Consider the following 15,347-nt stretch of genomic DNA (forward strand, 5'->3'; position numbering starts at 1 on the left):
CTATTCTCCTGAATTTTCTTCAATCAAACGGGTTAAGCGCTCTTCGAACGTTTTTGTTGCATCATAGCCCATTGTCTTCGCGCGGAAATTCATTGCTGCCACTTCAATGATAATGGCCACATTTCGGCCGGTCTTAACAGGAATACGAATCTGAGGGACATCAACGTTAGCTATTTCAACCATTGCATCATCACTACCGAGGCGATCATATTTCTTGTCTTTTTCCCATGCCTCTAAATAAACAACCAGTTGAACTTGCATAAAGCCACGGACCGCACTAGCTCCAAACAGGTTCATGACGTCAATAATCCCGATACCACGAATTTCAATTAAATGCTGCAAAATTTTTGGTGGCTCTCCAACCACGGTTAATTCATCTTGCTGATAAACATCGACGCGATCGTCTGCGATTAGCCGATGTCCACGTTTAATAAGCTCTAAAGCTGTTTCACTTTTACCAATACCGCTATCTCCTTGAATCAAAACACCAAGTCCATAAACATCAACTAAAACCCCATGGACACTTGTCCGAACAGCTAAACGGCCATCTAAATAACTGGATAGTTCCCCTAGTAAACGGGAAGTTGAAATCGGTGAACGTAGCACAGAAACCCCATTTTCTTTTGCTGCTGTAATTAATTCTTCGGGGATTTCTAGTCCTCTGGATACTATAAAGGCTGGAGTATCTTTCGCACATAAACGGCGCATCACTAATAAACGCTCTTCAGGCATCATTCGTTCTGCAAAGGTAATTTCTTTGCTCCCAAATAATTGTAAACGGTCATGGGAATAATAATTAAAATACCCAGTTAATTCTAAACCTGGCCGGGAAATTTCACCAGTTTTAATTGTTCTATTTAAGCTTTCTTCATCTCCGTATACTACTTCTAAAGAAAGATTTTCTACCAGTTGATAAATCTTTACCACTTCTGTCATATCGAATGTCAGTCCTTTCTGCTACTTGTTATATTTTATCATTTAAAAATACAAGTTTCTAGCTATTCACTAGATAATTCCTAGAATTATCATATTTTAAAAAAATGAAACTATTTTTCAGTGAAATTACCTATGCTATTTCTGTTACTTGACTATTTCAGAAAACTTTGTATACTTGAAGCCGATCCTTTTAAGAAAAGAGGAAACTTATGAAAGAATATTTAAAGGAAAAAGCCCATCAATTACCGTTAACACCGGGTGTTTATTTAATGAAAGACGCAACCGACACAATTATTTATGTGGGTAAAGCCAAAAAATTAAAAAATCGCGTGTCGAGCTATTTTATTAATAGTAATCAACATTCTCGAAAGACGATGCGTTTAGTCAAACAAATTATAGACTTCGATGTTCTCCATACTGACACAGAATTGGATGCACTCCTCCTAGAATGTCAACTGATTCAACAGTATCGGCCGCGCTACAATCGCCAAATGAATGCTTATGAACAATATTCTTATGTATCGGTAGCCGTTAATGAGCGGCAATTAGAGATTAAACTCTTAAATATTCCCACTAAAGAGAACTGTTTTGGTCCTTATTCGATTCGCCGAAAATTAAACCGTTTAAAAATAATTTTGGATAATATCTACGATTTCGTCCCAACCAACTACTGGCATCAAACCTTTCAAAAAGAGAGTGCCATTCCGACCGAACTATTTCAACAAGAATTGTTCGACTTTTTCCATAATCAAGGACGAGAACCAATCAAACGAATTGCTCAACAAATGCAAGAGGCTGCTGAAAAACAAGCCTTCGAAAAAGCGGCAAAACTCAAGGAAGATTGGCTCTTTCTGACGCGCTTTGCAAACCAAAATCAACGAATTAGTCAAGCTAACCAACGAGATTGGCAACTGATGTGGTTACCTTGTCAGAAAAAAATCAAATACTATTTAATTTACCAAGGCTTGGTGGTAGCAACACGTGTTGTAACTAAACAAACGTTTCAAAAATATTCACCGCTTGAACTAGCAAAAAAAATCATGCCCAAAAAACCACCGAAAACAATTGAGCATTACTCGAAGCAACAAGTTGATTTTTTAAACATTTTATATGGCTATATCAGCCGCCATCCAGAATGTCACCTAGAAAATTTAACCATCGAAAAAGCCTGAAGAACGCATTTTATGCTGCGCTCTTCAGGCTTTTTTTATTCATATTTCGATAAATTGTGATCCGTAACGATCGTATTGACAATTGACATAATTACAGCCATTAGCACCGCTGCCCAAAAACTTGAGAAGCCAAAGTTCATTTCCCCCACAAAAAACGAGGTCATTTGTAAAATCGCTGCATTGACAACAAAGCTAAATAGACCAAACGTTAATAAAGTAAATGGGAGCGACAAGATTGTTAAGACTGGTTTCACCAACATATTTAGGATTGAGAGAACAAAGGCGGCAATAATTGCAGGCATTATGCCTCTCACATGAATCATGCCAGGAAAAACAACTGATAAAGAAATGAATGTCAGTGTATTAACAACCAATCGCTGAAAATATGTCATTAAAAGTCACTCCATTCGTCATCATCAATTTTTTCCGCTTCTTTACGTTGCTTTTTATTGGCAGCATAAGGATTTTCATTGCGAACATTTCTATTATAAGGATTTTGATGGCCGTAGCCGCGATCGCTTCCTGTTCTTCCAGAAGGGATCAAGACTGCTAAGGCAATGTATAAGAGAATGCCTGGAAATCCTGCTGAGAAAAAGCTGAGCAAGACATAAACGACACGAATAATTGTTGGGTCAATTCCTAGCCAATCAGCAATCCCAGCTAAGCTTCCTGTTAAAACCACGTTATTCGGAGATTTTGTTAGTTTTCTTTTCATATGTTTTCACCTCGTCTACTAAATTTTACACTAGAAAGGCTGATTCGTCAGCCCATCTAGCTTAAAATTATTAATTATTTATCCGTATCTTTTAGGAAAATACTTCCCGTTGTTGTAGAAGCATTAATTTGAGCCATTGATTCTTCCAGTACACGTCTAAAATGTAATTGTTGATTGCCGCGATCTTTCTTTTCACGAACAACTTCAATATCTGTTAAACGGCTGTTAATACTACCTAAATTAGTTTTCACTTGCCCTTCAACACCTAAGTCATTTGGCAAGGCCAATTTGATATTCCCATTTGCAGAGCTTGCTTCAACACGGCGAAGCGTTTTTTCTTTAGCTGTAATGCGGATATCTCCATTAATCAGAGAAACACTTAGACTTTCTGGTGCCGCGGAAATAGACACATCACCATTGACTGTTTCAATAATGTTATCTAAAATCGTTCCTTCTAGGACTTTAATTTCACCATTCACACCTTCAATTTCTAACATAGTTGCATCAATTTTTTTAAACGTAATCGTCCCATTCGTTGATTTTGTGTAAACATCTTTCGCTGTTAACTCTTCTACTAAGACATTTCCGTTTAATAATTTAACAGATACATGATCGTAAGTGCGTTTTGGTAAATAGAACGTTAAATCTGCTTTCACCCGTTTGTTTGGCACTTGGAAAGAAATCGTTTCATCATCCACATCAATGTCACTTCGTTCTAAGAAAGCTTCCATTGGTGAATCTCCTGCCATTTTACCATATAATTTGATTTTTGCTTCGACTTTCACATCTTCTTGATCCCAAGTTTTGAAAACCACGGTACCATTTGCTACCTTGACATCAATTAAACTTGCTTGTGGATTTGGATAGTTAAATTCATGTTCAAACTTAGTTGTTGCCACACCAGGAACTTTCATTTTAATGTCTTTCCATTCCACATTATCATTCATGGTGTCACTGAAAGAATTAAATGTTTTTTTCAAGAATTCTCCCACTTGGCCGCCAACTTCGGCAACTTTGCCGCCGACTTGGTTAAAGGTGTCTGTGGCTTGATCTTTCCACTCTTCAGAGAATTGAGAAGAAACTTTTTCTTTTGTATCATTCCATTGACCTTTCCATTGTTCTTTGCGAATGTTTTTTAGTTCTTCTTCCAGTGCTGTTTTTTCAGTACTTTGAGTCGCTAATTTTTCTTCTAATTGTGCAAGTAAAACGTGCAAGTCTTTTCGTTGAACTTGTTCATCTTCTGTTAATGCATCTAACTCTTCTTTTGTATCTAATGTTCCAATTTCTTCTGCGACTTCTTTAATTTCTTCTTTGATGCCGGCAATTTCTGCGTTGACTTCGTCCAATTCAGCCGAAGCACGATTGGCTTTTGTTGCTAACTCATCAAGAATTCTTTCTAAGTTTTCACGATCTTTTTCTGCACTGTCCTGTGTATTTTCTTCAAACGGATCAACAGTAGGTCCTTCTGATTCGCCTTTTTCTAATGCATCCATTAAATCTGCGACTTGATCTTCTTTATTTGTTGTTCCAATATTTTGTGTATCGACTTTTTCAGCAGCTTTTTCGATTTGTTTTTCATCTTTTTCAGTTGCCATATTTTCTAATAAAATTAACGCTTCTTCTGACGTTAGAATACCTTTTTTCACTAATTCTAATACGCGTTCTCTTTCTTTCATGGATATTGCCTCCTTAGCAAATTTTTCACTCAATAGTGTTTTCCTTACATGCATTATTATGCCTTGTTTTTGATCATTTGTCATAGGACTTAAGAACGATTTCTTCTCATTAGTAAGGACTAGTTTTATAAAATCAGTTCATTTTACGCTAAAAAAACTAGGAATTGGTCTAAAAAAGGCCGTCTCCTAGTTTTTTTTATTTGTTTTTCTTAAAATTGTTCGTCACGATTACTATTCAATTCGGTAATTTTACCAGTTGCCAAGTAAACAATCCACTCACAAATATTTGTGACATAGTCGCCAATTCTTTCCAAGTATTGTGCCACATGTAGATAATCAGTTCCGCTAATGACCGTTTCTGGATTAGCTTTCATTGCTTCTACGGCATGTTTGTAAATACTATCGAAATATTCATTAGTACGATCATCCATTTGTGCAATCATTCGTGCATCTTTTTGATCCGTTTTAACATAGGCGATTAAAACATTATCCACCATTTTTTTCACATAATCAGACATATCTGAAATTTCTTTTTCAATTTCAGGAATACGTGTTTCTCCTTTTAAGCGAATCGTTGATTTAGCAATTGAAACGGCATGGTCCGCCATTCTTTCTAAATCCGAACTAGCTTTCATAACAGTAATAATCATACGTAAGTCTGTTGTCACTGGTTGTTGTAACGCAATCATTTCAAAACTCTTTTTCTCAAGTTTGACTTCCATATCATTAATTTCAATATCGCGATCAATCACTTCTTGAGCCAATTTTTTATCATGATTAATATATGCCTTCACGGATTTATGGACGGCACTACTAACCATCATACCCATTTCATAAAATTGATTGTGCAGATTCAATAGTTCTTCTTCAAATTGTGTCCGTAACATTCTTTTTCCCCCTTTTAACCAAATTTACCAGAAATGTAATCTTCTGTTTGTTTTTCTTTTGGATTTAAAAATACTTTTTTCGTGTCATTAAATTCAATTAAATCACCTTGTAAAAAGAAGGCCGTTTTATCAGAGATCCGTGATGCTTGTGACATATTATGTGTCACCATAATCATGGTATATTTCTCTTTTAATGTTAACAGCATGTTTTCAATTTTACCACTAGAAACTGGGTCCAAGGCGCTAGTTGGTTCATCTAATAAAATAATATCCGGTTCCACAGCTAAAACACGAGCGATACAAACCCGCTGTTGTTGTCCACCAGAAAGTGAAAGTGCACTTTTGTGAAGTTTATCTTTGACATCCTCCCAAACGGCAGCAGCTTTCAAACTGGTTTCAACTGCTTCATCTAAGACTTGCTTGTCTTTGACTCCTTTTAGGCGCAAGCCATAAATCACATTTTCATAAACTGAAAACGGAAATGGATTAGGTTGTTGGAAAACCATGCCAATTTCTTTACGTAATTCAACGTTATCTGTTTTCGGTCCATAAATATCTTTTCCTTTATAGACGACACTTCCAGTAATAGTTACGTCTGGGATTAAATCATTCATACGATTCAAGCAACGTAAATACGTTGACTTCCCGCAACCAGAAGGACCAATCATGGCAGTTAATTCTCCTTGATTAAAAGTTAAATCAATGCCTTTCAATGCTTCTTTTTTCCCGTAATATAAATGTAAATCTTTTGATGAAATAATTTCTTTGCCCATCTTGCTCCTCCTAACCAAAATGTCCTGAAACGTAGTCTTCCGTTGCTTGAATTTTTGGTCGTGTAAAGATTTTTCTTGTATGGTCGTATTCAATGACTTTACCCATATAGAAGAAAGCTGTATAGTCACTAATCCGCGCCGCTTGTTGCATGTTATGTGTCACAATGATGATCGTGTAATCATCTTTTAAATTCACTAACGTTTCTTCAACCGTTCCTGTTGAAATCGGATCTAACGCGCTTGCCGGTTCATCTAACAATAAAATATCTGGTTTCATCGCAATTGCCCGAGCGATACACAAACGTTGTTGTTGCCCACCAGACAGAGCTAAGGCGCTTTTGTTTAAGTTATCTTTCACTTGATCCCAAAGTGCGGCTTGCTTCAAACTTGTTTCAACGATTTCATCTAATTTTTTCTTATCCTTTTCACCATGCTGTTTCAATGCGAATGTGATATTTTCATAGATAGATTTACTAAATGGATTGGGCCGCTGAAAAACCATGCCAATGCGTTTTCTCATTTCGTAGACGTCAACTTCTTTCGTATTGACATCGACATCTTTATACATGATTTTTCCAGTAACACGTGAATTGGCAATGCCATCGTTCATACGATTTAGCGAACGTAAATACGTGGATTTACCGCAACCAGAAGGTCCAATTAAGGCGGTTATTTTGTTCTTTTCAAATTGCAAATCAACACCTTTGATAGCCTCATTGTCCCCGTAAAAGACATGTAAGTCTTCCGTGTGTAACGCAATCGGGTCTTTTTGGCTATCTAGTTGAAGTAAATGGGTATCATTTAAATTGTATTCTTTCATGCTAATTCCCCTAACATTAAGCTGATGTCATTCTCTTATAAAGACGGTTGCCGATAAAACGAGCGCCGAAATTGAAAAGTAAAACTACTAAAATTAACACAGCGGAGGCACCTGCTGAGACCGCAGCGCCATCTGGCATCGTTCCTTCGGTATTAATTTTCCAAATATGCACAGCCAACGTTTCCGCTTGACGGAAAATGCTAATTGGACTTGAAACGCTCAATGGATTCCAATTACTGAAATCTAAGGCAGGTGCGCTTTGTCCTGCTGTATAAATTAACGCAGCGGCTTCACCGAAAATCCGACCAGAACTCAAAATAACACCTGTCAAAATTCCTGGTAATGCTTCTGGCAAAATAACTTTTTTAACTGTTTCCCAACGTGAAAGACCTAAGGCTAACCCCGCTTCACGCTGTGTATAATGAATGGCTTTCAAAGATTCCTCAACATTTCTAGTCAATAATGGTAAGTTAAAAAATGTTAATGCTAACGCACCTGATAAGATTGAAAAGCCATATCCGATTTGTACAACGAAAATCAAGAAGCCGAACAGCCCGACAACAACGGAAGGCAATGAACTTAAAATTTCAATCGAGGTACGAATTAAATCAGTTAACCAATTCTTTTTCGCATATTCCGATAAGTAAATTCCAGCACCTAATGAAATTGGAATACTAATAATCATTGTAATCAATAGTAAATATAGTGAGTTAAACAGCTGAATACCAATCCCACCACCAACTTGATAGGCTCTGGATGGTTGTGTTAAAAATTCCCACGAAATATGTGGAATTCCTCTAGCTAAAATGTAAATCAGTAAGGCCGCCAAAATTAAAACAATGACGCCAGATACGGCATATAAGATACCTGTTGCGATTTTATCTGCTTTTTTTGCATTCATTATTTTAAGGCTCCTCTCTTACCGATAATTCGGATAACAATGTTGAATAGTAAAGACATCAACAATAGAATCAAGGCTAAAGACCAAAGAACGTTGTTTTCAACTGTTCCCATAATCGTATTCCCAATCCCCATTGTCAAAATACTTGTTAGTGTCGAAGCTGGTGTCGTCAAACTAGTTGGCATCACAGCTGCATTTCCGATTACCATTTGGATTGCTAAGGCTTCACCAAACGCACGAGCCATACCAAAGACCACCGCAGTTAAAATACCAGGCACAGCTGCCCGCAAGACAACTTTATAAATCGTTTGCCAACGCGTAGCACCAAGCGCCAACGACGCTTCACGATAATGTCTAGGCACGGCTTTTAATGCATCTACGGTCATCGTAGTGACCGTTGGTAAAATCATGACAAATAGCACAAACGTACCAGCTAAAATACCGAAGCCAGTTCCGCCAAAGATTGAACGGACAAAAGGAACAATGACAGATAAACCAATAAATCCATAAACAACAGAGGGAATCCCTACAAGTAATTCAATAACTGGTTGTAAAAATTTTGCTCCTTTTTTAGGTGAAATTTCTGTCATAAAAACAGCCGCTCCAATCGCAAATGGCGTCGCAACAATCGCTGACAAAAACGTTACAATAAAGGAACCCGCAATCATTGGTAAAGCCCCAACCATGGGTTTACCGTCTGCGCCGATATCACTTGGGTTCCAGTTTGTTCCAAATAAGAAATCAAACACGTTAATCTTATCTTTAAAGAATGTAGCAAGTCCTTTACTTGCAACAAAATAGAAAATTGAAACAACCACTGCTACAATTAAGGCAATACATAGGAAACTAATAAATTTCCCTCGTTGCTCCATCTTGGCTCTTTTCGATTTTGTTAATAATTTTTTCTGTACATCTTCCAAGAATATTTCCTCCTCAAACAATCCAACTTTTACAGATAAAAATAGTGTACCTTTTTTACATCAATTTGTTTTTAATAACATGTAAATTTTATGTTAAGTTTGTAAATTTTGTGTTAAGAGAATTATTTAATGACATTTCCTTGCCAATCCCGTTCAATTTCCATTTTCGAAACAGGAATATACCCTAATTGACCAATCACACGTTCTTGGATATCATCTGACAACATAAAGTCTAAAAACTCTTTGGTTAAATCACTTGGATTTTTACGAGTGTACATGTGTTCATAAGACCAAATAATCCATTTATTGTTCATTACATTTTCATCTGTTGGCTGAACACCATCAATACTTAACGTAGCTACTTCATCAGTAACATATGAAAATGCGGTATAACTAATCGCTCCTGGTGTATCAGAAACAATGGAACGAACCATGCCGCTGGAATCTTGTTCTTGCGCACGAATGGCTGTTTTATCTCCCAAGACCCACTTTTCAAAAGTAGCGCGCGTACCACTACCGGCCGCTCTATTCAAAATAACAATTTTTTGGTCTTTCCCGCCAAGTTCTTTCCAGTTTGTTACTTCACCTAAAAAGATTTTCTTTAAATTTTCCATTGAGATATCTTTGACACCAACATTTTTGTTAACGATTGGTGTAATCCCAACAACAGCAACTTTATGATCAATTAAGTCTTCTGCTTTGATGCCCTTTTTCTCTTCTGCAAATAAATCAGAATTACCAATGTCTACCGCGCCAGATTGGACTTGACTCAGACCTGTTCCGCTTCCGCCACCTTGGACATTAATAAATCTTCCCGGATTTTGGCTTTGATATTCCTCACTCGCTGTCTCTACTAATGGTTGTAAAGCTGATGAACCTACCGCTGTGATGGATTCACCACGATCAATCCATTTTGCACATCCTGTCAAAGTAAGTATACTTGCCAAACCAATAAATAATAGCAATCTTTTTTTCATCGATTCATTATTCCTCCAATTAATTTCAATCCATTCTATTTTACCATTATATGTAGGACTTGAAAATTATATGTTATCAATTTGTTGGTACAACTGAGAAAACTCTTAAATTAAATAACAAGTATTTTAAAACTAAAACAAAAAAAGCTCTCCAAAATGGAGAGCTTTTTTTCGTTTAAATTTTCAAGAAACGACGCATTGAAATAACTGAACCTAGTGATCCAATAATCATTCCTGTTGCAATCATTAATAGATTGACTTTCCAGATAAAATCTTCTGGACGAATTAATGAATAATTCGAACGCAATAACTGCGGGTTAAACATGTTATAAACTTGATGGTAGCCTAACGTCATAATAATGACTGGCACGATTGCGCCAATCAACCCAATCCAAGCACCTTCTAAGAAAAACGGCCAACGAATGAAACTGTTTTTCGCTCCTACAAGACGCATAATTTGGATTTCTTTTTGACGAGATAAAATCGTAATCCGAATGGTGTTGGAAATTAAGAACACTGCAACGAATAAAAGTAATGCAGCAGCTGCTAAGCCCCAAGTTCGAACGGTTTGAGCGATTTTAAAGATTTTGTCTGAGTTTACACCACCGTAATCGGCTTTAAAAACACTTGGGAATTTAGCTGCTTGTTTCGCAATATCTTTCGTGTCTTCTGGTGTTTTCGCACGAACATAATACACATCATATAATGGGTTACTGTCGCCTTCGAAAAGATTCCAGGCATCCCCCATTTGTTCTTGGATTTTTTTCAATTGTTGATCTTTGTTTGAATAAGAAATATCTTCAACATTGTCTAATCCTTTAAGTTGTTTTTCTAATGTTTTCATTTCATTTTGTTTTGTACCAATATCGACAAAGACAGACACTGTCACGTTTTTTTCGATATCATCAGCAAGTTTCGTTGCATTAAAAATAACGCCCATAAAAATACCAACTAAAACTAATGTAATTGTAACCGCACTTGCTGAGGCAACAGTCATCCAACCGTTCCGTTTTAAACTTTTGATACTTTCAAATAAATGAGAAAAGAATGTTCTAATCATCGTAGCCGTATTCTCCTTCCACTTGGTCACGGATAATGCGACCATTTTCAATGGCAATAACACGGTGACGAATCGTATTTACAATTGTACTATTATGCGTTGCCATCACGACTGTTGTTCCTTGTGCGTTAATCCGGTCCAACAATTTCATGATTTCCCATGAATTCTCTGGATCTAAGTTTCCAGTTGGTTCATCGGCAATTAAAACTTTCGGTGTATTTACGATTGCTCGTGCAATGGATACCCGTTGCTGTTCCCCACCAGAAAGTTCGCTTGGAAAAACACGTACCTTATGTTTTAGACCGACTAAATCTAAAACTTCCATCACGCGTTTTTTGATTTCGCGAGGACGTCGTCCGATAACTTGCATCGCATAGGCCACGTTCTCATACACAGTTTTCTTTGGTAATAGTTTATAGTCTTGGAAAACGATGCCGATTTCACGACGTAAATAAGGAACTTCTTTATTTTTTATTTTCATTAAATCATGACCTGCAACTGTCAAATTACCTTTTGTTGCTTTTTCTTCACGATACATTAATCTAATAAAGGTTGATTTCCCTGCACCTGAGGGACCAACCACATAGACGAACTCGCCTTGGTCAATCTCTACTGAAATATTTCGAATCGCTGTTGTACCATTCGAATATTTCTTCATTACATCTTTCATTTCAATCATGGCGTTCTCTCCATCTCTTTTTTCTTCAATCCTACTCATTATAACATGTCAATATTGCAAACTTCTTGCATTAAGTTACATTTTTATTTCAATTTAATGAAGAGCTTAACTTAAGCGCTGTTTTAAGTAGGCATCAATGAAACCATCAAGGTCTCCATCCATCACAGCTTGCACATTGCCAGTTTCGTAATTTGTCCGATGGTCTTTGACCATTGAATACGGATGGAACACGTAAGAACGGATTTGTGAGCCCCAGCCAATTTCCATTTGTTCACCACGTAAACTTGCTGCTTCTTGGGCTTTCTTTTCCATTTCCAATTGATATAATTTGGCTTTTAACATACTCATTGCTTGCTCACGGTTTTTTAATTGAGAACGTTGTGCTTGGCTTGCGACAACGGTGCCTGTTGGAATATGTGTGATTCGAACAGCTGATTCTGTTTTATTAATATGCTGACCACCGGCACCACTTGCTCGATAGGTATCAATTTTTAAGTCATCTGGATTGATCGCAATTTCTATTGTGTCGTCTAATTCAGGCATTACATCAACTGAACAAAACGAAGTATGACGGCGTTTAGCGGAATCAAAGGGCGAAATCCGCACAAGACGATGGACACCTTTTTCTGATTTTAGGTAGCCATAAGCATTGTAACCTTTGATTAATAAGGTGACACTTTTAATCCCTGCTTCATCTCCAGCTTGGTAATCCAACGTTTCAACTTGGAAACCGTGACTTTCTGCCCAACGTGTGTACATTCGTAAAAGCATACTTCCCCAATCTTGTGATTCAGTACCACCGGCACCAGGGTGTAATTCAATTAGGGCGTTATTATGATCATATGGCTCATTTAGTAGTAAGGATAGCTCATAAGTTGTTAAACGTTCTTGCAAGAGATGAATTCTTTCTTCCAATTCTTCTTGAATCTCTGCATCATATTCTTCTTGTTGTAATTCAAACATCACCGTTAATTCGTCAAGTTCCTCAGAGAGCTGATGAAATTGTTGATATTTTTCTTTCAAACTATTGGTTTCGTTAATTAGCTTTTGAGCCGTTTCTGTGTTGTCCCAAAAACCAGGTTCTCCCATCCGATTTTCCGCCTCGGCAATGTCTTCTTCTAACTGGTCTAAGTCAAAGAGACCTCCTGAAGCTAGTAATTTTTTGTGTCATTTCGTCTAATAATGTACGAATTTCTGGGTTTTCCAAAATGATTCCTTCTTTCTCTTTATGGTAAAAAGAGCAAAGGCGGGACAAATTGCCCCACCCTGCGTTTTTTCTTTAATTAAGCGTTTTTCCCATGACAATTTTTGAATTTTTTGCCACTTCCGCATGGGCATAAATCATTACGGCCCACTTTTTTATCTACACGCACAGGTTGACGCTTCGCACTTGTGTTGCTTTGTGCAGCTGCATCTTGTTCTGTTTCTGGATGTTCCGCTTGTCCTTGAGCTACTTGCTCACGTTGGACATTTTGGCGAATTTCCGATTTCATGAATAAACGTGTTACTTCATATTCGATTGAACCCACCATATTGTTGTACATAGAATAACCTTCTGTTTGATATTCTACTAATGGGTTGTTTTGACCGTATGCACGTAAGCCGACAGATTGGCGTAATTGATCCATCGCATCAATGTGATCTGTCCATTTAGTATCGACGACACGCAAGATGACTACTTTTTCAAATTCTAGCAATTGTTCTTGACCATTCAATTGTTGAGATTTTTCTTCAAATACTTCTTGCGCACGTGCCACTAAGTAGTCTTTGATTTCTTCAGCTGATTTATTTTCTAAATCTTTTTTAGAAATCGTATCTTCATGGACAAGTGTTGAGGCTGCAAAATCGACAATCCCATCTAAATTCCATTCTTCTTTTTCTAATTGTGTATGGCTATCCACCACTCGGCCAATCGTCCGTTTTACCATGCCCATCAATACATCAGACAAGTCATTTTCTTCCATAATTACTTCTTGTCGTTGCGCATAAATAACTTCACGTTGCTCGCGCATCACGTCATCGTATTGTAAGACATTTTTACGTGTGTCATAGTTATTTCCTTCCACACGTTTTTGAGCAGATTCTACTTGGCGAGTAAACATTTTACTTTGAATAACTGCATCTTCTTCTTGCACATTCATTCGTTCTAAGAATGTTTTAATTCGTTCTGAACCAAAGCGTTTCATTAAGTCATCTTCTAAAGATAAATAAAATTGTGAAACCCCTGGATCCCCTTGACGTCCTGCACGTCCACGCAACTGATTATCAATACGACGTGACTCATGACGTTCTGTCCCGATAACCGCTAGACCACCTAGTTCAAGTACACCTAAACCAAGTTTAATATCCGTTCCACGACCAGCCATATTTGTTGCAATTGTAACTGCGCCTTTTTGACCGGCATTCATAATGATTTCGGCTTCTTTAAAGTGATTTTTCGCATTTAATACCTCATGAGGAATTTTAGCTGCGTTTAATTTATCAGAAAGTAATTCTGACGTTTCTACCGCAACAGTCCCCACCAACACTGGTTGTCCTTTGTGGTAACGTTCTTTAATATCTTCCACCACTGCATTAAATTTACTTTCTAAGGTTGGATAAAGTAAATCTGGACGATCGTCACGGATAATTGGACGATTGGTTGGGATTTGAATGACTTGAATATTGTAAATTTCACGGAATTCTTCTTCTTCTGTTTTAGCAGTACCAGTCATCCCGGCTAGTTTTTTGTACATCCGGAAGTAGTTTTGGAACGTAATCGTCGCCATTGTTTTTGTTTCATCTTCAATTTCGACGCCTTCTTTTGCTTCAATCGCTTGATGCAAGCCATCAGAATAACGACGACCATCCATGATACGACCAGTAAATTGGTCAACAATTAAGACTTTATTGTCTTGAACCACGTAATCAATGTCTAGTAACATGATATAGTTTGCCCGTAACGCTTGATCTAAATGGTGCGTTAATGCTGTATTTTCAATATCGTAAAGGTTATCCAATCCGAAAGTTTGTTCCGCTTTTTCAATACCTGCTTCTGTTAAACCAATTGTTTTAGACTGAATATCAATTTTGTAATCTTCGTCTTCTTTTAAGCGTTTGACAAAATTATCGGCACGCGTATAGAGTGCTGTCGATTTTTCAGCTTGTCCAGAAATAATTAATGGGGTTCTTGCTTCATCAATTAAGATTGAATCCACTTCATCGACAATTGCATAGTTTAATGGACGTTGAACCATTTGGCTGCGATAAACAACCATGTTATCACGCAAATAGTCAAATCCTAATTCGTTATTTGTACTATAAGTGATATCACAGTTATACGCTTCACGTTTTTCATCAGAAGATTTAGAGTTAATGTTTAAGCCAACGCTTAAGCCTAAGAAATTATATAATTCTCCCATTTCGTTAGAGTCACGGGTTGCTAAGTATTCATTAACTGTAACAACGTGTACTCCTTCGCCAGATAGTGCATTCAAGTATACAGGCATTGTGGCAGTCAAGGTTTTCCCTTCACCTGTTCTCATTTCAGGAATGTTCCCGTCATGAAGCACAATCCCACCCATTAATTGGACACGGTATGGGAATAAACCTAGTACACGTTTAGCAGCTTCACGGACAACCGCAAACGCTTCTGGTAATAGTTCGTCTAAGGTTTCCCCTTTTTGATAACGGGCTTTAAATTCATCTGTTTTTTCACGTAATTGTTCATCGCTTAGTTGTTCCATTGCACTTGCATGTGCATCAATTTTATCGGCGATTTTTTCTAATCGTCTTAATTCTTTTTTATCGTTTTCGATCATTTTTTTCAAAAAATTTGCCATTGGTATCTGT

The 15,347-nt window shown here is 37.2% G+C and carries 15 protein-coding genes; 1 reads left to right on the plus strand and 14 read right to left on the minus strand.

The annotated features are described in order from the left end of the window. A complete protein-coding gene (gene hprK / locus IGJ41_RS07715) occupies nucleotides 1–936 on the minus strand; it encodes an HPr(Ser) kinase/phosphatase (protein ID WP_002357309.1) in 936 nt (311 codons plus the stop codon). A gap of 209 nt (nucleotides 937–1,145) precedes the next feature. On the opposite strand from hprK, the gene IGJ41_RS07720 reads away from it, so the two are divergent. After that, nucleotides 1,146–2,108, plus strand: coding sequence for a GIY-YIG nuclease family protein (locus tag IGJ41_RS07720; protein ID WP_071981466.1), 963 nt, complete (start codon nucleotides 1,146–1,148; stop codon nucleotides 2,106–2,108). Between the two features lie 35 nt (nucleotides 2,109–2,143). Here IGJ41_RS07720 and IGJ41_RS07725 read toward each other — a convergent pair whose 3' ends face one another. The 13 genes from IGJ41_RS07725 to secA form a co-directional block, all read right to left on the minus strand. Beyond that, on the minus strand, nucleotides 2,144–2,500 hold the full coding sequence (locus tag IGJ41_RS07725) for a phage holin family protein (protein WP_002357307.1): 357 nt from the start codon (nucleotides 2,498–2,500) through the stop codon (nucleotides 2,144–2,146). Then, nucleotides 2,500–2,823, minus strand: a complete 324-nt coding sequence (locus tag IGJ41_RS07730) for a PspC domain-containing protein (protein ID WP_002357306.1) — start codon at nucleotides 2,821–2,823, stop codon at nucleotides 2,500–2,502. The genes IGJ41_RS07725 and IGJ41_RS07730 overlap by 1 nt, the downstream gene beginning before the upstream one ends. Before the next feature lie 74 nt (nucleotides 2,824–2,897). Further along, nucleotides 2,898–4,499, minus strand: coding sequence for a daptomycin-sensing surface protein LiaX (liaX, locus tag IGJ41_RS07735; protein ID WP_078131206.1), 1,602 nt, complete (start codon nucleotides 4,497–4,499; stop codon nucleotides 2,898–2,900). A 209-nt stretch (nucleotides 4,500–4,708) separates the two neighbouring features. Next, a complete protein-coding gene (gene phoU / locus IGJ41_RS07740) occupies nucleotides 4,709–5,386 on the minus strand; it encodes a phosphate signaling complex protein PhoU (protein ID WP_002357304.1) in 678 nt (225 codons plus the stop codon). Nucleotides 5,387–5,400: 14 nt separating this feature from the next. Next, nucleotides 5,401–6,159 (minus strand): phosphate ABC transporter ATP-binding protein PstB, encoded by a 759-nt coding sequence (gene pstB / locus IGJ41_RS07745; RefSeq protein WP_002357303.1) that lies wholly within the window; start codon nucleotides 6,157–6,159, stop codon nucleotides 5,401–5,403. Between the two features lie 10 nt (nucleotides 6,160–6,169). Beyond that, nucleotides 6,170–6,979, minus strand: coding sequence for a phosphate ABC transporter ATP-binding protein PstB (gene pstB, locus IGJ41_RS07750; RefSeq protein WP_002357302.1), 810 nt, complete (start codon nucleotides 6,977–6,979; stop codon nucleotides 6,170–6,172). A 16-nt stretch (nucleotides 6,980–6,995) separates the two neighbouring features. After that, nucleotides 6,996–7,880, minus strand: a complete 885-nt coding sequence (gene pstA, locus IGJ41_RS07755) for a phosphate ABC transporter permease PstA (protein WP_002357300.1) — start codon at nucleotides 7,878–7,880, stop codon at nucleotides 6,996–6,998. Further along, nucleotides 7,880–8,800, minus strand: coding sequence for a phosphate ABC transporter permease subunit PstC (pstC, locus tag IGJ41_RS07760; RefSeq protein WP_002357299.1), 921 nt, complete (start codon nucleotides 8,798–8,800; stop codon nucleotides 7,880–7,882). Before pstC ends, pstA begins: the two co-directional genes overlap by 1 nt. Nucleotides 8,801–8,922: 122 nt before the next feature. Then, entirely contained in the window at nucleotides 8,923–9,777 is an 855-nt protein-coding gene (locus IGJ41_RS07765) for a phosphate ABC transporter substrate-binding protein PstS (protein ID WP_002357298.1), read from the minus strand. 175 nt (nucleotides 9,778–9,952) lie between these two features. Next, nucleotides 9,953–10,837: a permease-like cell division protein FtsX gene (ftsX, locus tag IGJ41_RS07770; protein ID WP_002364071.1), complete on the minus strand. Its 885-nt coding sequence runs from the start codon at nucleotides 10,835–10,837 to the stop codon at nucleotides 9,953–9,955. Beyond that, nucleotides 10,830–11,516 (minus strand): cell division ATP-binding protein FtsE, encoded by a 687-nt coding sequence (gene ftsE / locus IGJ41_RS07775; protein WP_002361935.1) that lies wholly within the window; start codon nucleotides 11,514–11,516, stop codon nucleotides 10,830–10,832. Before ftsE ends, ftsX begins: the two co-directional genes overlap by 8 nt. Nucleotides 11,517–11,621: 105 nt before the next feature. After that, nucleotides 11,622–12,723, minus strand: a protein-coding gene (gene prfB, locus IGJ41_RS07780) for a peptide chain release factor 2 (protein WP_111997025.1) whose coding sequence is annotated in 2 segments (ribosomal slippage) — nucleotides 11,622–12,650 and nucleotides 12,652–12,723 — 1,101 coding nt in all. Because the reading frame shifts where the segments join, the coding sequence is not laid out codon by codon here. Between the two features lie 76 nt (nucleotides 12,724–12,799). Continuing rightward, a complete protein-coding gene (gene secA, locus IGJ41_RS07785; protein WP_010817353.1) occupies nucleotides 12,800–15,337 on the minus strand; it encodes a preprotein translocase subunit SecA in 2,538 nt (845 codons plus the stop codon). Between the last annotated feature and the right edge of the window lie 10 nt (nucleotides 15,338–15,347).

The organism is Enterococcus sp. DIV1537a (genome assembly GCF_051712085.1).
GTDB classification, from domain to species: domain Bacteria; phylum Bacillota; class Bacilli; order Lactobacillales; family Enterococcaceae; genus Enterococcus; species Enterococcus faecalis.